Source organism: Citrobacter sp. wls829, from assembly GCF_005280825.1.
GTDB lineage: Bacteria > Pseudomonadota > Gammaproteobacteria > Enterobacterales > Enterobacteriaceae > Citrobacter > Citrobacter gillenii.
The window spans coordinates 68,780-90,928 of the sequence record NZ_SZWP01000058.1; the positions used below are offsets into that span (position 1 = coordinate 68,780).

General features: G+C 52.0%; 20 protein-coding genes, 4 tRNA genes and 1 pseudogene. 11 read left to right on the plus strand and 14 right to left on the minus strand.

Going from position 1 to position 22,149, the window contains the following annotated elements; genetic code table 11:
- Positions 1 to 174: 174 nt before the first annotated feature.
- The 11 genes and pseudogenes from csrA to FDW88_RS12070 all read left to right on the plus strand — a co-directional run bounded on the left by csrA (position 175) and on the right by FDW88_RS12070 (position 7,888).
- Positions 175 to 360, plus strand: a complete 186-nt coding sequence (gene csrA, locus FDW88_RS12020; protein ID WP_000906486.1) for a carbon storage regulator CsrA — start codon at positions 175 to 177, stop codon at positions 358 to 360.
- A 379-nt stretch (positions 361 to 739) separates the two neighbouring features.
- Positions 740 to 832 (plus strand) — tRNA-Ser (locus tag FDW88_RS12025).
- 3 nt (positions 833 to 835) lie between these two features.
- A tRNA-Arg gene (locus FDW88_RS12030) sits at positions 836 to 912 on the plus strand.
- Between the two features lie 60 nt (positions 913 to 972).
- A tRNA-Arg gene (locus FDW88_RS12035) sits at positions 973 to 1,049 on the plus strand.
- Positions 1,050 to 1,110: 61 nt separating this feature from the next.
- Positions 1,111 to 1,187 (plus strand) — tRNA-Arg (locus tag FDW88_RS12040).
- Between the two features lie 268 nt (positions 1,188 to 1,455).
- Positions 1,456 to 2,022, plus strand: coding sequence for a fructose-1-phosphate/6-phosphogluconate phosphatase (yqaB, locus tag FDW88_RS12045; RefSeq protein WP_137362612.1), 567 nt, complete (start codon positions 1,456 to 1,458; stop codon positions 2,020 to 2,022).
- Complete coding sequence (locus FDW88_RS12050; RefSeq protein WP_115257642.1) at positions 2,019 to 2,447, plus strand: YqaA family protein; 429 nt, start codon at positions 2,019 to 2,021, stop codon at positions 2,445 to 2,447. The genes yqaB and FDW88_RS12050 overlap by 4 nt, the downstream gene beginning before the upstream one ends.
- A gap of 77 nt (positions 2,448 to 2,524) precedes the next feature.
- Complete coding sequence (gshA, locus tag FDW88_RS12055; RefSeq protein WP_137362613.1) at positions 2,525 to 4,081, plus strand: glutamate--cysteine ligase; 1,557 nt, start codon at positions 2,525 to 2,527, stop codon at positions 4,079 to 4,081.
- 149 nt (positions 4,082 to 4,230) lie between these two features.
- The gene (luxS, locus tag FDW88_RS12060; protein ID WP_135911530.1) at positions 4,231 to 4,746 is read left to right on the plus strand and encodes an S-ribosylhomocysteine lyase; all 516 of its coding nucleotides are present in this window, start codon (positions 4,231 to 4,233) and stop codon (positions 4,744 to 4,746) included.
- A gap of 329 nt (positions 4,747 to 5,075) precedes the next feature.
- Positions 5,076 to 6,434, plus strand: a complete 1,359-nt coding sequence (locus FDW88_RS12065; RefSeq protein ID WP_137362614.1) for a glycoside-pentoside-hexuronide (GPH):cation symporter — start codon at positions 5,076 to 5,078, stop codon at positions 6,432 to 6,434.
- Positions 6,435 to 6,517: 83 nt separating this feature from the next.
- A pseudogene (locus FDW88_RS12070) lies at positions 6,518 to 7,888 on the plus strand (carbohydrate porin).
- Positions 7,889 to 7,999: 111 nt separating this feature from the next.
- On the opposite strand, the gene emrB reads toward FDW88_RS12070, so the two are convergent.
- The 14 genes from emrB to FDW88_RS12140 form a co-directional block, all read right to left on the minus strand.
- Complete coding sequence (gene emrB, locus FDW88_RS12075) at positions 8,000 to 9,538, minus strand: multidrug efflux MFS transporter permease subunit EmrB (RefSeq protein WP_115257648.1); 1,539 nt, start codon at positions 9,536 to 9,538, stop codon at positions 8,000 to 8,002.
- A gap of 16 nt (positions 9,539 to 9,554) precedes the next feature.
- A complete protein-coding gene (gene emrA / locus FDW88_RS12080) occupies positions 9,555 to 10,727 on the minus strand; it encodes a multidrug efflux MFS transporter periplasmic adaptor subunit EmrA (RefSeq protein WP_096755997.1) in 1,173 nt (390 codons plus the stop codon).
- 130 nt (positions 10,728 to 10,857) lie between these two features.
- A complete protein-coding gene (gene mprA, locus FDW88_RS12085) occupies positions 10,858 to 11,388 on the minus strand; it encodes a transcriptional repressor MprA (RefSeq protein ID WP_096755998.1) in 531 nt (176 codons plus the stop codon).
- A gap of 90 nt (positions 11,389 to 11,478) precedes the next feature.
- The gene (ygaH, locus tag FDW88_RS12090; protein ID WP_096755999.1) at positions 11,479 to 11,814 is read right to left on the minus strand and encodes an L-valine transporter subunit YgaH; all 336 of its coding nucleotides are present in this window, start codon (positions 11,812 to 11,814) and stop codon (positions 11,479 to 11,481) included.
- A complete protein-coding gene (locus tag FDW88_RS12095) occupies positions 11,804 to 12,541 on the minus strand; it encodes an AzlC family ABC transporter permease (protein WP_115257649.1) in 738 nt (245 codons plus the stop codon). The genes ygaH and FDW88_RS12095 overlap by 11 nt, the downstream gene beginning before the upstream one ends.
- Positions 12,542 to 12,663: 122 nt before the next feature.
- The gene (locus tag FDW88_RS12100; RefSeq protein WP_137362615.1) at positions 12,664 to 13,848 is read right to left on the minus strand and encodes an MFS transporter; all 1,185 of its coding nucleotides are present in this window, start codon (positions 13,846 to 13,848) and stop codon (positions 12,664 to 12,666) included.
- Between the two features lie 155 nt (positions 13,849 to 14,003).
- Positions 14,004 to 14,999, minus strand: a complete 996-nt coding sequence (gene proX, locus FDW88_RS12105) for a glycine betaine/L-proline ABC transporter substrate-binding protein ProX (RefSeq protein ID WP_137362616.1) — start codon at positions 14,997 to 14,999, stop codon at positions 14,004 to 14,006.
- A 69-nt stretch (positions 15,000 to 15,068) separates the two neighbouring features.
- Entirely contained in the window at positions 15,069 to 16,133 is a 1,065-nt protein-coding gene (gene proW, locus FDW88_RS12110) for a glycine betaine/L-proline ABC transporter permease ProW (protein ID WP_135911534.1), read from the minus strand.
- Positions 16,126 to 17,328, minus strand: coding sequence for a glycine betaine/L-proline ABC transporter ATP-binding protein ProV (gene proV / locus FDW88_RS12115; RefSeq protein ID WP_096756003.1), 1,203 nt, complete (start codon positions 17,326 to 17,328; stop codon positions 16,126 to 16,128). The genes proW and proV overlap by 8 nt, the downstream gene beginning before the upstream one ends.
- A 354-nt stretch (positions 17,329 to 17,682) precedes the next feature.
- On the minus strand, positions 17,683 to 18,642 hold the full coding sequence (nrdF, locus tag FDW88_RS12120) for a class 1b ribonucleoside-diphosphate reductase subunit beta (RefSeq protein ID WP_117343194.1): 960 nt from the start codon (positions 18,640 to 18,642) through the stop codon (positions 17,683 to 17,685).
- A gap of 10 nt (positions 18,643 to 18,652) precedes the next feature.
- Positions 18,653 to 20,797 (minus strand): class 1b ribonucleoside-diphosphate reductase subunit alpha, encoded by a 2,145-nt coding sequence (gene nrdE, locus FDW88_RS12125; protein ID WP_137362617.1) that lies wholly within the window; start codon positions 20,795 to 20,797, stop codon positions 18,653 to 18,655.
- Positions 20,770 to 21,180: a class Ib ribonucleoside-diphosphate reductase assembly flavoprotein NrdI gene (gene nrdI / locus FDW88_RS12130; RefSeq protein WP_115257653.1), complete on the minus strand. Its 411-nt coding sequence runs from the start codon at positions 21,178 to 21,180 to the stop codon at positions 20,770 to 20,772. The genes nrdE and nrdI overlap by 28 nt, the downstream gene beginning before the upstream one ends.
- Positions 21,177 to 21,422: a glutaredoxin-like protein NrdH gene (gene nrdH / locus FDW88_RS12135; RefSeq protein WP_115257654.1), complete on the minus strand. Its 246-nt coding sequence runs from the start codon at positions 21,420 to 21,422 to the stop codon at positions 21,177 to 21,179. Before nrdH ends, nrdI begins: the two co-directional genes overlap by 4 nt.
- A 225-nt stretch (positions 21,423 to 21,647) precedes the next feature.
- A complete protein-coding gene (locus FDW88_RS12140; RefSeq protein ID WP_137362618.1) occupies positions 21,648 to 22,079 on the minus strand; it encodes a carboxymuconolactone decarboxylase family protein in 432 nt (143 codons plus the stop codon).
- Positions 22,080 to 22,149: the final 70 nt, after the last annotated feature.

The window sequence follows — 22,149 nt, forward strand, 5'->3', positions numbered from 1 at the left end:
AACGATAAAGTCAGGTTGAAGTTGTGTATATCGGCTAAACTTAGGTTTAACAGAATGTGATGCCGTGACTGCTTACACTTAGGTGTTTGTCATCGCTTACTTTTTGGCGTTATATGATGGATAATGCCGGGATACAGAGAGACCCGACTCTTTTAATCTTTCAAGGAGCAAAGAATGCTGATTCTGACTCGTCGAGTTGGTGAAACCCTCATGATTGGCGATGAGGTCACCGTGACAGTTTTAGGGGTGAAGGGCAACCAGGTACGCATCGGCGTAAACGCCCCGAAAGAAGTTTCTGTCCATCGGGAAGAGATCTACCAGCGTATCCAGGCTGAAAAATCCCAGCAGTCCAGTTACTAAGGTTTTCGCGTCTCACCTTTCTGGTGAGGCGCAACCTGATTTAGCGCCTCTCTTTTCCTGCTTCTGTTACTTTTCCTTTTCGCTTTACCTCCTGACACCCATCTTGTTCTTCTGATTTCACGCTGTTTTCACTGCTGCACTGCACTTTTTGCCTTTTCCTCAATTTTTCTGTTTGCCCGCCCCCCCGAGAAAACGCCAATTTATCTGTTGATAAAACACTCTTTTTGCCGTTTTTGCAGACTAATTGCGCGTGAAATGTGCAAACGATAAAAGCACTGGAAAAATTGTTTGACTTATAAGTACCAGAAAGTAATATGTGCGCCACGCAGCGACGATGAGCAGAAACAAGTTCTTCGAAGCACTCGCAAGAGGCGTTGTTGGTGAGGTGGCCGAGAGGCTGAAGGCGCTCCCCTGCTAAGGGAGTATGCGGTCAAAAGCTGCATCCGGGGTTCGAATCCCCGCCTCACCGCCATTTGCATCCGTAGCTCAGCTGGATAGAGTACTCGGCTACGAACCGAGCGGTCGGAGGTTCGAATCCTCCCGGATGCACCATATTATCCGATATTGCTTTAGCAGCGGTATCAACTCTGCAGTAAAGTAAGTTTCCCTGATGCATCCGTAGCTCAGCTGGATAGAGTACTCGGCTACGAACCGAGCGGTCGGAGGTTCGAATCCTCCCGGATGCACCATCTCTTACTTGATATTGCTTTGATAGCGATATCAATATCGCAGTAAAATAAGTTCCCTGATGCATCCGTAGCTCAGCTGGATAGAGTACTCGGCTACGAACCGAGCGGTCGGAGGTTCGAATCCTCCCGGATGCACCATCTTCTCCGAAATAACAGCTAAACCGTTGTTTCATGGTCTGCGAGACAGTCGCAAGCACCAGGAAGGATAACGTTGCTTCAGCAACGGCCCGTAGGGTGAACGCCAGTGAGTAATCCTCCCGGATGCACCATCTTCTCCGAAATAATCCCCAGCACCATCTCTCTTTTTCTGAATCAAACTTCTAAAACAATCCTCAATTCGCTGTCAGCGACAAAATCAATCAATTACGATAAAGTAACGTCTGGTCATTCGGCTTGTGAGAAGACGATGTACGAACGTTATGCGGGTTTGATTTTTGATATGGATGGCACCATTCTCGATACCGAGCCAACGCACCGTAAAGCGTGGCATGAGGTGTTAGGGCGTCATGGGCTCCGTTTTGACGAGCAGGCCATGGTCGCACTCAACGGTTCCCCAACGTGGCGTATTGCACAGTCAGTCATTGAACTGAATCATGCCGATCTCGATCCCCATGCGCTGGCGCGTGAAAAAACCGACAGCGTTAAAAGCATGCTGTTGGATAGCGTTCAGCCATTGCCGCTTATTGATGTTGTTAAAGCCTGGCATGGTCGTCGGCCTATGTCGGTCGGAACCGGGAGCGAAAGTGCCATTGCAGAGGCGCTGCTCGCGCATTTAGGGCTACGTCACTATTTTGATGCCGTCGTCGCAGCTGACCACGTACAACGCCATAAACCCGCACCTGACACGTTTTTACTGTGTGCCGAGCGTATGGGTGTTGTCCCGACTCAATGCGTGGTATTTGAAGACGCTGACTTCGGCCTGCAGGCTGCACGTGCGGCCAGTATGGATGCCGTGGATGTCCGGTTATTGTGAGTGATGGACTGTCACTCCTGTCACTGTTTGCCAGCAGTTTCCTCAGCGCCACGCTGTTACCTGGAAATTCTGAAGTTGTTTTAGTGGCTCTGCTGGTTTCCGGGGTGAGTCATCCCTGGGTCTTAGTCTTAACAGCAACAATGGGTAATAGCCTTGGAGGGTTAACTAACGTTATCCTTGGGCGTTTCTTCCCGTTACGTAAAACGTCACGATGGCAAGAGAAAGCGATGGGGTGGCTGCAGCGCTATGGCGCTGTCACACTATTATTAAGCTGGATGCCGGTTGTGGGGGATTTGCTGTGCCTGCTAGCGGGATGGATGCGCATCTCGTGGGGGCCAGTACTCTTTTTTTTATGCCTTGGCAAAGCGTTGCGTTATGTTGTGGTCGCAGCGGTTACGACGCAGGGCATTATGTGGTGGCACTAATTGTGTTGTGGAAATGCCTGTAGGGTAACCAATACTATGATGCTAATTAAAACGATTTTGACAGGCGGGAGGTCAATTTGATCCCGGACGTATCACAGGCACTGGCCTGGCTGGAAAAAAATCCTCAGGCGTTACAGGGGATTCAACGTGGTCTGGAGCGCGAAACGCTGCGTGTTAATGCTGATGGCTCATTGGCGACGACAGACCACCCGGATGTGTTAGGCTCAGCGCTGACGCATAAATGGATAACAACGGATTTTGCCGAAGCGCTGCTGGAGTTTATTACTCCTCCGGGCGACGACATCCAGAAAATGCTCACGTTTATGCGTGATCTGCATCGCTATACCGCCAGAAATCTGGGCGACGAGCGTATGTGGCCACTGAGCATGCCTTGCTATATCGCTGAAGGTCAGGATATTGAACTGGCGCAGTACGGTACCTCGAATATTGGTCGTCTGAAAACGCTCTACCGTGAAGGTCTCAAAAACCGTTACGGCGCGCTGATGCAAACGATTTCCGGCGTTCACTATAATTTCTCGCTGCCGATGGCATTCTGGCAGGCGAAATGTGGCGTAACGGACGATGAAGATGCCAAAGAGAAAGTGTCTGCTGGCTACTTCCGCCTGATCCGCAACTATTATCGTTTTGGTTGGGTGATCCCGTACTTGTTTGGCGCATCTCCGGCGATTTGTTCTTCTTTCCTGCAAGGAAAGCCGACAACTCTACCGTTTGAAAAAACGGACTGTGGTATGTATTACCTGCCGTACGCGACATCGCTGCGCCTGAGCGATTTGGGTTATACCAATAAGTCGCAAAGCAATCTCGGTATTACGTTTAACGATTTGCATGAGTATGTGGCAGGATTAAAACGAGCGATTAAAACCCCTTCCGAGGAGTACGCGGCGATCGGTCTGGAGAAAGACGGTAAACGTCTGCAAATTAACAGCAACGTACTGCAGATTGAAAATGAACTGTATGCGCCTATTCGCCCGAAACGGGTAACCCGTAGCGGTGAATCGCCGTCAGATGCGCTGCTTCGCGGCGGCATTGAATACATTGAAGTGCGTTCGCTGGATATTAACCCCTTCTCACCCATCGGCGTAGATGAGCAGCAGGTACGTTTCCTCGATCTGTTTATGGTGTGGTGTGTCCTGGCGGACGCTCCGGAAATGAGCAGCGATGAACTGCTCTGCACGCGTACCAACTGGAATCGTGTGATTCTGGAAGGACGTAAGCCGGGCCTGACGCTAGGCATTGGCTGTGAAACCGCCCAGTTCCCGCTGCCGAAAGTGGGTAAAGATCTGTTCCGTGACCTGAAGCGCGTGGCGCAAACGCTGGACAGCATCCATGGAGGAGAGGAGTATCAAAAAGTCTGTGACGAACTGGTTGCCTGCTTTGATAATCCTGAACTGACATTCTCCGCGCGGATCCTGCGGTCAATGATTGATACGGGCATTGGCGGCACGGGCAAAGCGTTGGGCGAGGCTTATCGCAATCTGCTGCGTGAAGAGCCGTTAGAGATCGTGCAGGAAGAGGCGTTTATTGCTGAAACAGCGGCTTCAAAGCGTCGTCAGCAGGAGATTGAAGCGGCGGATACTGAGCCGTTTGCCGCGTGGCTGGAAACGCACGCTTGATACAAAAGAAAAAGGCCACTCGGGAGTGGCCAAAATTTCATCTCTGAAACCAGGGATGATGATAACAAATGCGCGTCTTTCATATACTCAGACTCGCCCCGGAACAAAGAGTTCAGATTATTTTTAAAAATTTTATCGGAGGTGGCTAAATGCCGTTGTTAGATAGTTTTACTGTCGATCACACCCGGATGGAAGCTCCCGCAGTCCGGGTTGCAAAAACGATGAACACCCCGCATGGCGACGCCATCACCGTGTTTGATCTGCGTTTCTGCATTCCGAACAAAGAAGTGATGCCTGAAAAAGGGATCCACACGTTGGAACACCTGTTTGCCGGGTTTATGCGTAACCACCTTAACGGTAATGGCGTTGAGATTATCGATATCTCTCCAATGGGCTGCCGTACTGGCTTCTACATGAGCCTGATTGGTACGCCGGACGAACAGCGCGTGGCTGACGCCTGGAAAGCGGCGATGGCTGACGTGCTGAAAGTGCAGGATCAAAATCAGATCCCGGAACTGAACGTCTACCAGTGTGGAACGTATCAAATGCATTCGCTGAGCGAAGCGCAGGAAATTGCCCGTCATATTCTGGAACATGACGTACGCGTTAACAGTAATGAAGAGTTGGCGCTGCCGAAAGAAAAATTGCAGGAACTGCATATTTAGTCTGATTTATTACGTTTTCCTGTTATTCGAAAACCCCGGCCTGCAACCGGGGTTTTTTATTATCATTTTTCCTTAGCCATAAAATATTTATATTACATTTGTTTGGTGAATATTATTTTGTGTTAATAACTAACAAGTTCGCAACGAATAAAACGTGAGCGAAGAAACAAAAATAAGGGCCAATAAGTAAACCTACCTCGCTGCGATCACATAAAGAAAAAAACATAAACAGTTAACAGAAAAACATAATGGATTAGGCCAGATAAGATGTTTTAAAAATACCCTACGACAGAAACCGGTTACATTTTTGTATTGGCAAAGGAGTTTGTATGTCTACAGGGGACAAGATATCGATCAGGGAAAAGGTGGGGTACAGTCTGGGTGACGCGGCCAGCCACATCGTTTTTGACTCTTCGGTGGCAATTCTTGCGTATTTTTATACTGATATTTATGGTTTACCGCCTGCGGTAATGGGAACGATGTTTTTACTGGTCCGCTTGCTGGATGCGATTACCGATCCCATTATGGGGGCGATTGCCGATGCAACCTCCACGCGCTGGGGACGTTTTCGCCCATGGCTACTGGCGATTTGTGTACCCTTTGCCGTCAGCTGTGTGCTGGTTTATTCCATTCCTGATTTTTCCGACAGTGGAAAAGTGGTCTATGCGGTGGCGGCATATATCTTTATGACGCTGATGTATACAGCCATTAATATTCCTTACTGCTCACTGGGTGCTGCGCTGACGTCCGACCCGCGTGAAAACCTGTCCTTGCAGTCATGGCGTTTTGCGATTACGCCAATCGGCGGTGCGCTGGGAACGGCGTTAATTTTACCGCTGGCAGATTATCTCTATCCTGGTGATAGAGCGACGGGGATTCAGGTTTCAATGGCTATCTTCGGCGTCATTGGTTGTCTGATGTTTATCATCTGTTTTTTAACCACCAAAGAACGTGTGCAGCCGATCAAAGAGGAAAACCTCAATATTACCCGTGATGTAAAAATTTTATTCAAGAATGAACAGTGGCGTATTTTATCTGTTTATAACTTTATGATGCTGGTTGCGGTGGTGCTGCGCGGTGGGGCAGTCGTTTACTACGTTAACACGGTGCTGAACAAAGGTGCTGATATTATTACCGTCTTTATGCTGGGTAGCATGTTTGCCTCAATGCTGGGGTCGATACTTGCTAAACCCTTTGGTACCCGGTTCTGTAAAATCAAACTCTCTTTTTGGGTTAACTTACTCACAGCCGTATTTGGTGTGCTGTGCTTCTTTGTGCCGGTTCAGTATTGGATAGTTGTGCTTGCGGTTCATATTATTATTTCCATTATTCAGGGCGGTAATGGTGCTCTGCAATGGTCGATGATTACCGATGCGAATAATTACGGTGAATGGAAAACGCACCGTCGAATTACCGGAATGAACGTCGCAGCAAATATTTTTGTCATCAAATTGGGTGTTGCCGTTGGTGGTGCTATTTTGGGCTGGGTACTCGCAGCATTTGATTATGCCTCAGGTAGTGCTGTGCAGTCCGCGTCTGCCGTACAGGGCGTTACGTTATTATTCACCATTATTCCTGCAATATTTTATATTCTGACGGCATTCTCTATTAAATTCTATGGATTAACAGAAGCAAGAATGAATGGCATTGTCACCGACCTTAAAAGCGGTAAGTTTGCGCATTCCTGATAATAACCAAAATATTGTAATAGCAGGAGGATGAGATGTTTACGACATCTCATCTGGTATACATCAAACTTTAGGGATGAATAATGAAAGCGAAATATTTGGCGCTGATGATCGGTGCTTGCTTATCTCAAAACCTGTGGGCTGCAAATAATAGTACCATTGAGTAACGTCTTGCTGAACTGGAGCAGCGTGTTATTCGCGCAGAACAGCGGGCAACTGACGCCGAGTCGCAGGTTCAGTCGCTACAGCAACAACAGGTAGCGGCAGCACCTACGGTGAAAGTTGAATCAGCCGAACCCGTCGCAGCAGGCGCTAACCCACCAAAACTGACGTTATCCGGATTCAGCGATATTAAATTCTACGGTGATGTGGAGTTTAATATGGATGCTGCCAGTCGTTCCGGTAGCCTGACATCAATGCGCACCTCCGCCAACAAAGACTGGGCGCCGGGAACCAATGAGCGCTGGGATATCAACGGACGTCTGCTACTGGGATTTGATGGCTACCAGCGGCTGAACAACGGTAACTTTGCCGGTTTCTCGGTCCAACCGCTGGCTGATCTGACCGGCAAAATGAATCTCGATGATGCGGTCTTCTTCCTTGGGCGTGAGAACGACTGGAAAATTAAGGTCGGGCGCTTTGAAGCCTATGATATGTTCCCGCTGAATCAGGATACCTTTGTTGAGTATTCGGGGAATACGGCGAATGACCTCTACAGTGACGGCTACGGCTACATCTATATGATGAAAGAGGGGCGTGGACGTAGCGACAGTGGCGGTAACTTCCTGCTGAGTAAAACCATCGATAACTGGTATTTTGAAGTGAATACGCTGCTGGAAAATGGCAGTACGTTGTTCTCCGAGAAGCAGTATCACGGCATGGATTTAACCAGCGATAAAAATGTGGCCTATGTTCGACCGGTTATCGCCTGGCAAAATGGCCGCTTCTCCACGGCGCTGGCGATGGAAAGTAATGTCGTGAATAACGCCTATGGTTATTACGATAACGGCAAGTGGATCGATCAGTCAGATCGTACGGGGTATGGTTTTACCATGACCTGGAACGGACAAAAAACCGATCCAGAAGAGGGGGCTGTCATTAACCTCAATACGGCGTATATGGATGCGACTGATGAAACCGACTTTACTGCCGGGGTGAATGCGTTATGGCATCGCTTTGAACTGGGTTACATCTATGCGCATAACAAAATTGAAGCGTTCAACGCGACCAATATTGATGCCGTGTGTGAAGATGACTGCTGGATCACCGATCCAGGCAATTATGATATCCACACCATCCATGCCTCATATTTATTCCCCAACGTCATGGATATGAAAAACTTTAATATCTATCTCGGTGCTTATGCCTCATGGGTCGAGGCCGATCCACATAATGGCGACAGCAGCGAAGATGCGCGTTACGGCGGACGTCTGAGATTCAAATATTACTTCTGATAATCACAAGGCCCATTACATCAATGATGGGCCTTGTTGTCGCAGGAATTAGAGATAACCCGATACCTGGGCACAATAAAAAGGGATCCGCAGATCCCTTTAAACATCGAGTTAGTGCGCCCCACCGCCGCCGCCGCCCGCGCCGAATGGCGGTTTGGCGAACCACACCAGGCTGAGCAGTAGGATGAATATCCCCGCCGACATCCAGAAGATTTCGTTGGCGGAAATTATCAGCCCCTGGTTGGTAATTTGCTGCGCTAGCCAGCCGGAGGCCTGCTGCTGGGTCATCCCAAGATCCTGCAACTGGCTATACATCGCCTGTGCATTAGGGTTGTAGGGGTTCACTGACTCCGTCAACTGCGCGTGATGTAGCGACTCACGGCTAGTCCACATCGTTGTGGTAATCGATGTGCCGATTGAGCCTGCCAGCGTTCGCGTAAAGTTAGACAAGCTTGACGCCGCTGCCAGACGCTCAGGCGGTAAGCCAGACAGCGTGATGGTGGTCAGTGGCATAAAGAAGCAGGCTACGGCGAACCCCTGAATAAATTGCGGCCAGGCCGATGCGCCAAAATCCATACCGGGTTCGAACGTCCACGCGCGCCAGTAGAAACAGACGGCATACATAATAAAACTAAACGTGACCAGCCGACGCATATCCAGCTTGTGGGCGAAACGACCAATAATCGGCGACAGGATCACCGGGATTATCCCCACCGGTGCGGAGGCCAGGCCTGCCCAGGTCGCTGTATATCCGTAGACCTCCTGCAACAACTGCGGCAGCAGGACGATAGCGCCGAAGTAGAGCATATAGGCCAGGCTGATACACAGGCAGCCGATGGTAAAGTTTCGCGACTTAAACAGCGAGAGATCGACAATCGGGTTATCGTCGGTAAGCTCCCAGACAATCAGGAAACTGATGGCTACCACGGCGACGACCGTCAGGATAATTATCTCCTGCGAGGCGAACCAGTCCAGCTCTTTACCGCGATCGAGCATAATCTGCAAACTGCCGATACCAACAACCAGCAGCGCCAGACCAATAGCGTCAATGCGTCGCTGTTCGGTACGGGTTTCCCGGCCGCGCAGGGTTTGTAGCGTCATCAACACCACCACCGCCCCGATCGGCACGTTAATGAAGAATATCCAGCCCCAGTGATAGTTGTCGCTGATATAGCCCCCGAGAATCGGGCCACAAATAGGGGCGACAATCACCGTCATCGACCACAGCGCGAGGGCGATAGAGCGTTTGGCGGGCGGATAGTTATTCAGTAACAGGCTTTGTGAAAGCGGAATTAATGGACCGGCGACAATCCCCTGAATCACGCGGAAGAAAATCAGCATGGTCAGGCTGTTGGACATCCCACACGCCCAGGACGCAATGACAAAGCCGATGGTGGACCACATGAACAGCTTTACTTCGCCAAAGCGTTTGGCCAGCCAGCCGGTGATCGGAATGGAGATAGCATTCGCCACCCCGAAAGAGGTGATCACCCAGGTCCCCTGGCTCAATGAAGAGCCAAGGTTCCCGGCAATAGTGGGGATCGCCACGTTAGCAATGGTGGAGTCCAGCACCTGCATGAATGTCGCCAGTGACAACGCGATCGTCATAATGACGAGCTGCGCGCCTTCCAGCGGTTTTTGCTGTTGCATCACACGCACCTTTGAATTAGCCCGCGTTGGCCCGCACGATCTCTTCGATCATTTTATTGACCGGAGCAAGGTTGATTTCTCGAGCATTACTTTCTGCAACCGGCGTCGTACGCACCTGGCTTGCCAGAATCTGTCCGTCACGATTTTGGGTATCGACCGTTACCAGCGTAGACAGGCCAATACGCAGTGGATGTTGCGCTAACTGCTGGGCATCCAGTTCAATACGCACGGGCAGACGCTGGACGACTTTGATCCAGTTACCGGTTGCGTTCTGTGCTGGCAGCAGCGAGAAGGCGCTACCGGTCCCCATATCGAGACCGACAACCTTACCGGTGTATTTCACGTCATCGCCGTAAATATCACTGATCACCGTTGCCGGTTGGCCGATGCGCATATGCGCAAGCTGGGTTTCTTTGAAGTTGGCGTCCACCCACAGGTTGGTGGCAGGGACAACGGCCATCAGCGGTGTGGTTGGGCTAATCTGCGCGCCAGGCTGCACGGCACGACGGGACACGTAGCCGGTCATCGGGCTAACAATTTTGGTACGTTCCAGCGCCAGCCAGGCATTACGCACTTCGGTGGCCGCTTGTTGCACGGCAGGCTGGTCTTCAAGCTTACTGCCGAGGATCATCGCCTGGTTGGCATTGTATTGCTGTATTGCGACATCAAGCTGAGCCTGCGCGCTGGCAACGGCATCACGCGCATGTTGCAGTTCTTCGCGACCGATCAGGTTAGCATTTCCCAATGGGACGCGGCGATTAAAGTCGCTTTGTGCCTGCGCCAGGGCGGTTTTCTGCACCTCAATGCTGGCCTGAAGCTGCTTGCTGTTGATCATCAACTGGTGCGTCTGGCGCACGCTGGAGGCCAGCGCCGTTTTGGCTTTTTCAAGCGCCTGCTTAGCGTCCGTCTGGTCGAGGGTCACCAGCACGTCGCCTTGTTTGACATAGTCAGTGTTATCAGCCCAGACTTTCGTCACGCTGCCTGATACCTGCGCCATGATTTGAACCTGGTTCCCTGCCACGTACGCATCGTCTGTCTCTTCGACATGACGCAGTACTAAAAACCAATAAATCCCATATGCCACGGCAATGATAATAAAGAGCAAGGTCAGAAGCAGCAGCATACTTTTACGTTTGCCATTCTTCTTGACCGGTTGCTGCGGGGTTTGAGTCTCCGCATTTGCGCTCATGTTGTTCTCCACGATCTTATTTTTTTTCACATCGGCTGAGCCGACCTGTTTATCAGAAAGGCCAGCAGGGTGACCTGCTGGCCTGTCGGTTTTTCATTTATCAATCTGGATTTTTGAGCGTGTCGGCGCGTTAACGCAGCGCGTCGAGTACCGTGCCATCCTGTTCCATCTGATCAAGACGGGTCAGAAGCTTGCGGGTGATGTGCTCAAGCTGATCTTTTTCTGTGGTGCTAAGAGATGACCAGAGCTGATGCAGACAGTTATGCTGAGGCGGTAATACCTCTTGCAAGAATGCATGGCCTTTCTCGGTCAACTGTAGATGCAGGCAGCGGCGATCGTTATCGCTTTCGCGACGCTCGATCCAGCCACGTTTTTCTAACTCATCCGCGATACGCGTGGCGTTAGTCCGCGACGAACCCAGTGCGCAACTCAGTTCAGAAGGCTGAATACTGTGGTTTTCCTGAGACTCCAGCGTAATCAACGCCATAAACAACGTCTCGTTAATCCCTTGAGCTTTCAGCATTTTATTGCGGTTTTCCAGCAGCTTGCCCTGCATGTGCATGCAAAGACGAGTCAGAAGAACTTCCTGGTAAGGGAATTCTTCGTAGCGGCTGGCGCGAAATTTTAGCATTTGTTCAATGGGCGTAAACGAACTATCCATTTGGGTATAACCTCATTAATTTCAGCCGATATAGTAACGACAGTGACAAATAAAGTAAATGTATTATTTATTTAAAATGATTATTTTTACCTATAAAACAACCCACATTTTCCAGGCTAATCCGTAGCCCAGAGCACTCAGCAATGTCGGAATGATGATGCTGCGGGTCTTAAAATAGCTTGCGCCCAGTACAACAAACCCCACCAACGTTGGCACAAACCGACGAGCGTCGTGCATAACTTCAGGTGCGGTAGACACCACCAGTAGGGCGCAAATTGATGCTATGCCAATGGTGTCGAGTAAAATGCCGGTTGCGCCGCGTTTTGTCGGGCGAACATTTCCCACCCCCAGACGCAGCGGTAAATAACGAAAGCAGTAGTTGACGCCGCCAACCAGCAGGCCAAGCAGCAGAACCTCATAACTCATCAGGCGCCCCCTGCCAGAATGACTGGATAAGCGCCGTCAGACATCCACAAACAATGCCAGCGAGTATGGCGGCAGGAATAGAAAAAAACGTCACGCCCGCCAGTGCTCCGCCGAGTGCCGCGGTCACACACAGCGACTGTTTACGCTGAAATGACGCGAGCAGAAAGCTCATAAACAGCGCCGGGAGCATAAAACCCAGCGCCGCTTCGACCGCCGGAAAATCCTTCAGTAAGCCACTGCCGGAGAATGCGCCAATAATCGTACCGAATACCCAGGAAATCCAGGCACATAGTGCGATCCCCATCATCCAGTTCTCACTCCAGCGGCGATTGTCCCGCACCAGCTTCGCCGTTGCGGCGGCAAACACTTCATCAGTGAGGCCAAAGGCCCACACTGCGCTTTTAGGTTTACTGAGTCGTTGGGCGATGCGGCTGCGCAGGGAAGGGCCATACAACACATGGCGTACGTCCATGGCCATCACGGTGAGCGCGGCGACCCATAGCGAACTGCCCGCGGCAAGCATGGTAGTGATGACGAACTGGCTGGCACCGGCATAGATAATGCAGGAGAAAAAGACGCTTTCGACGGGCGTAAAGCCCAGACGAGTGGCATTGAGACCAAATGCAAAGGCGACCGGAATATAGCTGATGACGATCGGCAGACTGTCTTTGAATCCTTCCGTTAAGGTTGCCGGGCTGGGGTCTGACTGGGGAACAGGGCTTTCCATAGGATTATAGGCTTCATTACCGAAATTTAAATAACCTGGCTCAATGAGTTATAACCTTAGCAGACTGATGAGCTCCTTAACACCCTGAGGAGCTCAATCAGCGGCAAACACGCGCGATACGCTTAATTTACGGCTTCCTGGCGGTGAAAACCTCGCCACCAGACCAGCAGGTTGAGTACGGCAACGGTCGACCCTGCCAGACAAACGCCAGCCCAGCCGGCATGCTGCCAGGCAGAGGCTGAAATCAGTGAACCTGCCGCCCCGCCAATAAAATAGCTGGTCATATAGCCGGCGGTCAGTCGGTTACGCGCATCCGGGTGAATGCGGTAAATAACCGTCTGGTTGGTGATATGCACGCCCTGAACGGTGAGATCCAGTACCAGAATGCCAATTATCAGCATCGGTACTGACGTATGACCCAACCAGATTGCCAGCCAGGAGAGCAGCAGTAACAACAGACCTAATGTCGTGGTGAGATGGGATTTGCCCTGATCGGCAAATCCACCTGCAGGACGAGCGCCGAGCGCACCGGCGGCACCGGCCAGGCCAAACAGGCCAATCATGCCTTCTGAATAGTTAAACGGCGGTGCCGCCAGCAAAAATGCCATTGATGTCCAGAGAATACTAAAGTTGGCAAACGTCAGGCAGCCCAGCATCGCCCGGGTACGCAGCAGTTTATCGTGGATAAACAGGCTGAAGACCGAGCCTAACAACTGTGGATAGTTGAGATGGGTTTCTGATTTCATCTTCGGCAGTCCGCGCCATTGCGCGATAGCCATTAGCGCCATCAGCACCGAGGCGACCCAAAATACCGTGCGCCAGCCGCCGAGATTCGCCAGCAGCCCGGCCACGGTACGAGCCAGTAAAATCCCCAACAGCAGACCGCTCATAATGGTGCCGACAACTTTGCCGCGTGTCTCCGGCGTGGCGAGTGTGGCCGCCAGCGGAACCAATATTTGTGCTACGACGGAAAACAACCCGGTCAGTGCCGTGCCGAGGAGCAGCATGCCCAACGACTGGCTGCTGGCGGTAATCAACATGCCGCCAGCGGCGAGTAACGTCATGGACACGATAAGCCCCCGCCGCTCAAACATATCGCCAAGCGGTACCAGAAACAGTAGGCCCGCGGCGTAGCCAAGCTGTGCCGCGGTGACGATAAAGCCTGCGGTACTGGCAGATAATGAGAAGTTGCGCGCGATGGTATCGAGCAGCGGCTGGGCGTAATAGTTACTGGCGACGGCGAGACCCGTGGCGATGGACATGAGCAGGATCAGCGATCGGCTAAGTCCCTGAGAGGAATTTGTCATTGTTTTCAGCTGAATAATGGATTTCTGAAACAATCATAACGGAAGTGGATAAATGTTGCTGATTTGTTAGGTGATGGATTGTGCGGTTTCGGGCGAGTGAAGAGCTGCGTGCCGGATAAGGCGCATTGCGCCGCCATCCGGCATTTGAGATGCGTTTACTTCTGCGCTGCTAACGCGTCTTTTACCCAGCCGTCGAACTGCTGCTGGTGGGCTTTGATCCAACCATCAACGTGACCCTGCACATCGGCTTCGGAAGCTTTGCCCTCATGCATCATCGCGTTCTGTGCGTTGATGTCCGCCAGTGGCAGCTTGATGATGGCAAACAGCTTCGCCGCGGCCGGGTTTTTCTCTGCCCATGCCTTGTTGGCAACGATATGCATGGTGTTGACCGGGAAGCCGTAGTTCGCGCCGTTTGGCAGCTTGGTGTCAATGTCTTTCTGCTCACCCGGCAGGGAAGAGAACGGCACCTGCAGCCAGACCACGTCTTTGCCCGGCTTCATCACGTCGCTCACCCAGTATGGTGTCCAGGTGTAGTAGAGAATCGGTTTGCCTTCTTTAAAGCGCGTGATGGTGTCAGCCATCATCGCCGCGTAGTTGCCGTGGCTGACGTCGACCGTTTTTTGCAGATCGAAGGCTTTATTCTGGTGGTTGATGACCGCTTCGCAGCCCCAGCCTGGTGAACAGCCCATCATGTCAGCTTTACCGTCGCCGTTGGTATCAAAGATTTTGGCAATCTTTGGATCTTTCAACTGGGCGATATTGGTGATTTTGTACTGCTCAGCGGTTTTTTTGTCGATCAGATACCCCTGTGCAGCCCCCGTCACGAATACCCCTTCGCGATAGAACTTTTTGTCTCCGCCCGCGGCGGCGTACATGTCGTCATGCAGTGGCTGCCAGTTCACGGCGGTAAAGGTGGCATCGCCAGAAGCAATAGAGGTGTAGCCGACGTTGTAATCAACTTCGCTGGCTTTGTTGACGGTATAACCCAGTTTTTCCAGCGCACGAGCGACCAGCTGTGTCTGGAACGATTCTTCAGAGATCGTGCTCTGGATAGGTTGCACGGTAATGCCTTTGCCCGGCAGGTCGGCAGCGAAAGCGCTGGTGGAGACAAGGGTGGCAAACGCTGTGGCAAAAAGTACGGTATGTCGCATCGTTATTCCTTTAATTATTGGAGGGACGTGCAGGCCCGGTAAGCGCAATACCACCGGGCAACAGGTGAATTACTTAGTGAAAGGGCGGGTGATAAGCCCAACAGGGCCGGTGGTGTACCAGCGACGGTTACCCCGGCTGCGCGAGTCGCGACCGACGGCCTGCGTCAGGCGGTCCAGAATGATGGCGAGGATCACAATCCCAACCCCGCCAACGGTAGCCAGCCCCATATCGAGACGCCCGATACCGCGCAGTACCATCTGACCCAATCCACCGACGGCGATCATCGAGGCGATGACGACCATGGAAAGCGCCAGCATCAGCGTCTGGTTAACCCCCGCCATAATGGTGGGCATCGCCAGCGGCAGCTGGACTTTAAACAGCATCTGACGCGGGCTGGCACCAAAGGAGCGTGAAGCTTCAATCAGGTCGGCTGGCACCTGGTTAATACCCAGAATGGTCAGACGCACAATCGGTGGCAGGGCGAAGATAATCGTCACTACGACGCCCGGCACGTTACCAATGCCGAATAACATCACAATCGGCACCAGATAGACGAACGCAGGCGTGGTTTGCATGGCATCGAGCAGGGGACGAACGATCTTTGCCGCACGCGGACTGCGCGCCAGCCAGATCCCCATCGGTAAACCGATTAGCACACAGAACAGCAGCGCGGTCAGCACCAGCGCCAGGGTGATCATCGCCTGTGACCAGGCGCCAATCGCGCCAATCGCGACCAGTGAAATCAGCGTGGCAACGCCCATCCCGATGCCAGAAATCTGCCAGGCGATTAAAGCGAAAAGAATAATCGCCACCGGCGCAGGCATCCCCAGCAGCAGTTGCTGGAAGCCGTTGAGAATGTAATCTACCGGGACACGAATGCCCTGGAAGACGGGACGAAAGTGGGTCACCACCCAGTCGATCCCTTCGGTGACCCAGCTATCGAGCGGGATCAGCGTTTTATGGAACGGATCCATAATATTGAAATGCTCAGGTGCTGGCGCGGGCGCGCTGGTCAGCCAGTCTGCGCTGCCGCCGTCGGTAGGCGCGCTTGACGCGGTACCCCAGGCATCAGCGGATTGTGCAGCGCTATCGGCTGCTGGTGTCGTGTCCCACGGATTTGTTTGATCAGTCATTGTTTGCCCCCTCGCGATCTAAAGCCTGTAGCAGCATGCGTTTGGAAATAATGCCCACATACTGATGTTCCTCATCGACAACCGGTACCGCGCACGGTGCTTGCCCGACATGAGAAAGCAGCTCGCTCAGCGGCGTTTTCGCCTCTACGGCTAACGGTTCGTCGATCAGTGCGGCTTCAATACCCTGCGCCTGACGTAAGGCGGTTTTTAATGAGTCGATGGAGACCACGCCAACAAACTTGTTTCCGCGTTCAATCACGTAACCAAATTCACGATCTTTATCCTGCAATAATTGCAGTGCCGAACGTGGGCCAATCCCTGGTGTTTTACGAATTAAGCCTTCAGGGCTACGACGGGAAATATCTTTCGCGCTGAATACCTGGCTAATATCAACGCCACGGAAGAAGGTGCGCACATAATCATTGGCCGGATTATTCAGGATTTCATCCGGGGTACCGACCTGCACCACTTCACCATTTTGCATGATGGCGATGCGATCACCAATGCGCATGGCTTCGTCGAGATCGTGGGAAATAAAGACCACGGTTCGCTGATGCTTTGCCTGCAGTTTTACCAACTCATCCTGCATCTCGGTACGAATTAAAGGATCGAGCGCAGAGAAGGCTTCATCCATTAATAAGATGTCAGGGTTAATGGCTAATGCGCGGGCGAGACCGACACGCTGGCGCATACCACCGGAGAGTTCATCCGGGTATCCGTGAGCGTAATTCTCAAGCCCGACCTGGCGGAGCGCATCCAGCGCTTTTTCACGACGTTCATCCGCAGCAATACCGGCTAACTCCATACCGAAGGCCGTATTGTCGAGTACCGTCATGTGCGGCATCAGGGCAAAGGACTGGAATACCATCGCAATCTTTTTTCTGCGCACCTCGCGAAGCTCGGCATCGGATATCCTGGCGATATCCACGCCGTCAATCAGTACCTGCCCGCGGGTGGGTTCAATCAGGCGATTGAGAAGGCGTACCATTGTGGATTTACCCGAACCGGATAATCCCATGATGACAAATATCTCGCCTTCTTCAATGGCCAGACTGGCGTCTTTAACGCCAAGCGATAGCCCTGTTTTTTCCAGAATCTGCTCTTTTGAAAATCCTTTTTCAATATATTTGAACGCTCTCTGGGGATGCTCGCCAAATATCTTATAGAGATTTTTAACTTCTAATTTAATTGCCATGCAATAGAATTATTCCTGTTATTTGTTTATATCGATATAGTACCTGGTGAAAATAGTAATCTTTTTCTACCCTAACATACTGAGAATCTGAGACAACCCTGAATTTGGTTGTGGCATGAATATTGCCAAAGGCCAGATGGCGAGATTTCCCGTGATATAAGGGCTGAGCGTGGATGAGACTTCTTTGATATTTTTTGTAAATGGCAGTAAAAAGTCGCCTGAATTGTTGAAATTCAGGCGAATAATGCGGCTAATATTGAGTGTAGATCACACAATGATATTTGTGTGATAAAAATGTGATCCCGTTAAAATATTAACGCGAAAAGTGTAGGGTATTTTCCGCGAAAATGAGATCTAGAAATTCCAGTCGTCGTCTTCAGTTTCGACGGCTTTCCCCATCACGTATGACGAGCCTGAACCGGAGAAAAAATCATGGTTTTCATCGGCGTTGGGCGACAGCGCGGCGAGGATTGCCGGATTGACATCCGCCATTTCCGCCGGGAACAGGGCCTCATAACCCAGGTTCATCAAGGCTTTATTGGCGTTGTAACACAGGAACGCTTTCACCTCGTCGGCCCAGGCGGTTTCGGCATACAACACTTCCGTGTAGTGAACTTCGTTATCGTACAAATCCATCAGCAGATCGAGGGCAAAATTCTTCAGTTCCTCACGAGCTGACAGTGAAATATGCTCCAGCCCCTTTTGATATTTATAACCAATGTAATAACCGTGAACTGCTTCATCACGAATAATCAGACGGATGAGATCGGCGGTATTGGTCAGCTTACCGCGGCTGGAGAAATACATCGGCAGCCAGAAGCCGGAATAGAACAGGAACGATTCCAGAAATACGCTGGCAATTTTCTTCTTCAGTGGATTATCGCTGGCGTAATGCTGCAAAATAATCTGCGCTTTGCGTTGCAGCGCGGCATTTTCTTCACTCCAGGCGTAGGCTGCATCCACATCTTTGGTCTGGCAAAGGGTGGAGAAAATAGAGCTGTAGGAACGAGCGTGCACCGCTTCCATAAAGCTGATATTTGACAACACCGCTTCTTCATGTGGGGTTAATGCATCCGCCATCAGCGCGGGCGCGCCGGCAATATTCTGAATGGTGTCGAGCAGCGTCAGCCCGGTAAAGACGCGAATGGTGAGCTGCTGCTCGGCGACGCTTAGCGTTTGCCAGGCGGGAATATCATTCGACAGCGGGACTTTTTCTGGCAACCAGAAATTACTGGTCAGCCTGTTCCACACCTCCAGATCTTTATCATCCTCAATTTTGTTCCAGTTGATGGCGCTCACGCGGTTTAGCTTCATCCTGCTCTCCTTACAGCGCGCATGACACGCAGCCTTCAATTTCAGTACCTTCCAGCGCCAGCTGGCGCAGTCGGATGTAGTACAGCGTTTTGATGCCTTTTTTCCACGCGTAGATTTGCGCTTTGTTGATATCGCGGGTGGTGGCGGTGTCCGGGAAAAACAGCGTCAGCGACAGCCCCTGATCGACGTGTTTGGTTGCCTCGGCGTAGGTATCGATGATTTTTTGCGGGCCAATCTCGTAGGCATCCTGATACAGCGCCAGATTTTCGTTGGTCATAAACGGGACAGGGTAATACACACGCCCCGTTTTACCCTCTTTGCGAATCTCCACCTTAGACACAATCGGATGAATACTTGAGGTGGCATGGTTGATGTAGGAGATGGAGCCGGTTGGCGGCACCGCCTGTAAATTCTGGTTATAAATACCGTAGCGCATCACATCCTCACGCAGCTGTGACCACATTTCACGCGTCGGCAGCGTCACGCCGCGAGTGGCAAACAGTGCGCGGACTTTCTCGGTTTTTGGCTGCCAGTCGCCGCTTAAATAGCGATCAAAATACTCGCCGCTGGCGTAGCGCGACTGGTTGAATCCGGCAAAGGTCTGGCCACGCTCTTTGGCCAGCAACATGGAGGTATGCAGGGCATGCCAGGTGACGGTGTAGAAATAGAGATTGGTGAAATCCAGCCCCTCCGGTGAACCATAGGCAATACCTTCGCGTGCCAGATAGCCATGCAGGTTCATCTGCCCCAGCCCAATCGCGTGCGAAGCGCTGTTCCCGGCTTCAATCGACGGAACGCTGCGGATGTGGCTCATGTCGGAGACGGCGGTTAAGCCGCGAACCGCTGTTTCAACGATGCGGCCAAAGTCCGGCGAATCCATGGTGTGGGCAATGTTCAGCGAGCCGAGATTGCAGGAGATATCGCGTCCAATCTGCGCGTAGTCGAGGTTTTCATCGTAGGTTGAGGCGCTGTTGACCTGCAAAATTTCCGCGCACAGGTTGCTCATGTTGATGCGACCGGCAATGGGGTTGGCGCGGTTCACCGTGTCTTCAAACAGGATGTAGGGGTAGCCGGACTCAAACTGGATTTCCGCCAACCGCTGGAAGAAGTCACGGGCGTTAATGTACCGCTTGCGCACGCGTGCGTCGGCGAGTAACTCGTCATAGCGTTCGCTGACGGCGATGTCGCTAAACGGTTTCCCGTAAATACGCTCCACGTCATAGGGGGAGAACAGCGCCATCTGCGCATTCTCTTTTGCCAGACGGAAGGTAACATCCGGGATCACCACGCCAAGTGACAGCGTTTTAATGCGAATTTTTTCATCGGCGTTTTCGCGCTTGGTATCGAGAAAGCGCAGAATATCCGGGTGGTGCGCGTGCAAATACACCGCACCCGCGCCCTGTCGCGCGCCCAGTTGGTTGGCATACGAAAACGCATCTTCCAGCATTTTCATCACCGGGATCACCCCGGAAGACTGGTTTTCAATACGCTTAATCGGTGCTCCGGCTTCGCGCAGGCTGGAGAGCAGAAACGCCACGCCGCCACCGCGTTTGGAAAGCTGCAGCGCCGAATTTACCGCCCGACCAATGGACTCCATATTGTCTTCAATACGTAACAGGAAGCAGGAGACCAGCTCGCCGCGCTGGGCTTTGCCGCAATTAAGGAAGGTTGGCGTGGCGGGCTGAAAACGCCCGGCGAGCATATCGTCGGTGAGTCGCAGGGCAAGCGTCTCATCACCCTGTGCCAGCGTCAGCGCCACCATCGTCACGCGATCGGCAAAATCCTCGAGGTAGCGTTTACCGTCAAAGGTTTTCAGCGTATAGCTGGTGTAATACTTCCATGCGCCGAGAAAGGTCTGGAAGCGAAACCCGCTGGCGTGAGCGTGGGCAAACAGCTTCACCACGAAAGCGCGATCGTAACGGGTTAAAACGCTTTCGTCGTAATAACCTTCGCTTACCAGCGTATCCAGACGCGCGTCCTGGCTGGCAAACACCACCGAGTTGGGCTGCACGTGATTTGTCATAAACGCGTCCACCGCCTGATGGTCTTTCTCAAACTGAATACGCCCGGCGTTATCGTACAGATTCAGCATGGCGTTAAGTGCGTGATAATCCAGCGTGGGCTGAACTACGCGTTCTGCGGTTGTTGTTGCCAAAATTCGCTCACTCCTTTTCGCACGTTGTCGATGTCACCTGGCGTCCCCATCAGCTCAAAGCGATAGAGCCACGGCACGGCGCATTTTTGTGAAATTACGTCACCCGCGCGGCCGTAGGCGTCGCCGAAATTGCGATTGCCGGCGGCGATGACGCCGCGAATTAACGCCCGATTGTGGGGATCGTTTAAAAAGCGGATCACCTGTCGCGGGACCGCGCCTGCCGTACCACCGCCGCCGTAAGACGGCACGACTAAAATGTAAGGTTCGTCTACCTGGATCCGCTCGCGTTCGTTAAGCGGAATTCGCACGGCGGGCAGCCCCAGACGCTGCATAAAGCGATGGGTATTTTCAGAGCTGCTGGAGAAGTAGACGAGGGTGCTCATGTGTTGGCCACGTGGGGCTGCGGACGCAGACGATTGATCATGTCCGGGCGAAATCCTGACCAGCGGGTTTCCCCTGCTACCACCACCGGTAATTGGCGAAACCCCTGCTCGCGCAGGGTTTCTGCCAGCTCGGGGGCCAGATCGACATTGATCATCTCGACGTCAAGCCCACGACCTTCCATCGCCCGTTTCGTGGCGTGGCACTGAATACAGTTATTGCGAGTGTAAATAATAATACGCATGATTCGTATTTCCATTTATGGGTGTAAAAGCGGCGCTATAATGGCGTCGGGTTGTGTGTGTCGTGATGTAATCAATACTAGATGTAGTTTATAAAATATTCAACCATACAAGATATGGGATTTTAGAGTGGTGAGGGGCCGGGAGATGAGTGTGGCGGAGGGCGGGGTATGTAGCATTACGGGTTGCCGGATAAGGTGTTTCCGCCGCCATCCGGCACCACAGAATTACATGCGCATGCCAACTGCCAGACGGTTAAAGCAGTTCATCAGGCTAATGGCGAACGTCAGATCGCTTATTTCTTTGGCGCTAAAATGGTTCAGCAGCGGCATATAAACGTCGTCTTCGGCGTGCGTCGAGGCGATGTGGGTAACGGATTCGGCCCATGCCAGCGCTGCGCGTTCCTGATCACTGAAATGGTGGCTGACGCGCCATCCTGCCAGCGCATCCAGTTTGGTCTGCTCTACGCCAGACTTACGCAGGGCTTTACTGTGCATTTCCAGACAAAACGCGCAGCCGTTGATTTGCGAGACCCGCAGGTAAATCAACTCCGTCAGTGTAGGCTCCAACGCGCAGTTTTCCAGCGCTTTGCTGGCCTGAACCAGAGCGTTATAGATTTCAGGGCTAAGTTCATAATAGGGCTGGCGTAACATCGTCATGGTATTTCTCCTCGTTTGGATGACCCGCAATGTAGCACTATAATGGTCTGCTAAAGAGAGCCATATTGTT

What these genes read in the sequence shown, in the direction of transcription:
- csrA (WP_000906486.1), top strand. Translation starts at nt 175, where the DNA reads ATGCTGATTCTGACTCGTCGAGTTGGTGAAACCCTCATGATTGGCGAT.
- yqaB (WP_137362612.1), top strand. Translation starts at nt 1,456, where the DNA reads ATGTACGAACGTTATGCGGGTTTGATTTTTGATATGGATGGCACCATT.
- luxS (WP_135911530.1), top strand. Translation starts at nt 4,231, where the DNA reads ATGCCGTTGTTAGATAGTTTTACTGTCGATCACACCCGGATGGAAGCT.
- FDW88_RS12065 (WP_137362614.1), top strand. Translation starts at nt 5,076, where the DNA reads ATGTCTACAGGGGACAAGATATCGATCAGGGAAAAGGTGGGGTACAGT.
- emrB (WP_115257648.1), bottom strand. Translation starts at nt 9,538, where the DNA reads ATGCAACAGCAAAAACCGCTGGAAGGCGCGCAGCTCGTCATTATGACG.
- emrA (WP_096755997.1), bottom strand. Translation starts at nt 10,727, where the DNA reads ATGAGCGCAAATGCGGAGACTCAAACCCCGCAGCAACCGGTCAAGAAG.
- mprA (WP_096755998.1), bottom strand. Translation starts at nt 11,388, where the DNA reads ATGGATAGTTCGTTTACGCCCATTGAACAAATGCTAAAATTTCGCGCC.
- ygaH (WP_096755999.1), bottom strand. Translation starts at nt 11,814, where the DNA reads ATGAGTTATGAGGTTCTGCTGCTTGGCCTGCTGGTTGGCGGCGTCAAC.
- FDW88_RS12095 (WP_115257649.1), bottom strand. Translation starts at nt 12,541, where the DNA reads ATGGAAAGCCCTGTTCCCCAGTCAGACCCCAGCCCGGCAACCTTAACG.
- FDW88_RS12100 (WP_137362615.1), bottom strand. Translation starts at nt 13,848, where the DNA reads ATGACAAATTCCTCTCAGGGACTTAGCCGATCGCTGATCCTGCTCATG.
- proX (WP_137362616.1), bottom strand. Translation starts at nt 14,999, where the DNA reads ATGCGACATACCGTACTTTTTGCCACAGCGTTTGCCACCCTTGTCTCC.
- proW (WP_135911534.1), bottom strand. Translation starts at nt 16,133, where the DNA reads ATGACTGATCAAACAAATCCGTGGGACACGACACCAGCAGCCGATAGC.
- proV (WP_096756003.1), bottom strand. Translation starts at nt 17,328, where the DNA reads ATGGCAATTAAATTAGAAGTTAAAAATCTCTATAAGATATTTGGCGAG.
- nrdF (WP_117343194.1), bottom strand. Translation starts at nt 18,642, where the DNA reads ATGAAGCTAAACCGCGTGAGCGCCATCAACTGGAACAAAATTGAGGAT.
- nrdI (WP_115257653.1), bottom strand. Translation starts at nt 21,180, where the DNA reads ATGAGCACCCTCGTCTACTTCTCCAGCAGCTCTGAAAATACCCATCGC.
- nrdH (WP_115257654.1), bottom strand. Translation starts at nt 21,422, where the DNA reads ATGCGTATTATTATTTACACTCGCAATAACTGTATTCAGTGCCACGCC.
- FDW88_RS12140 (WP_137362618.1), bottom strand. Translation starts at nt 22,079, where the DNA reads ATGACGATGTTACGCCAGCCCTATTATGAACTTAGCCCTGAAATCTAT.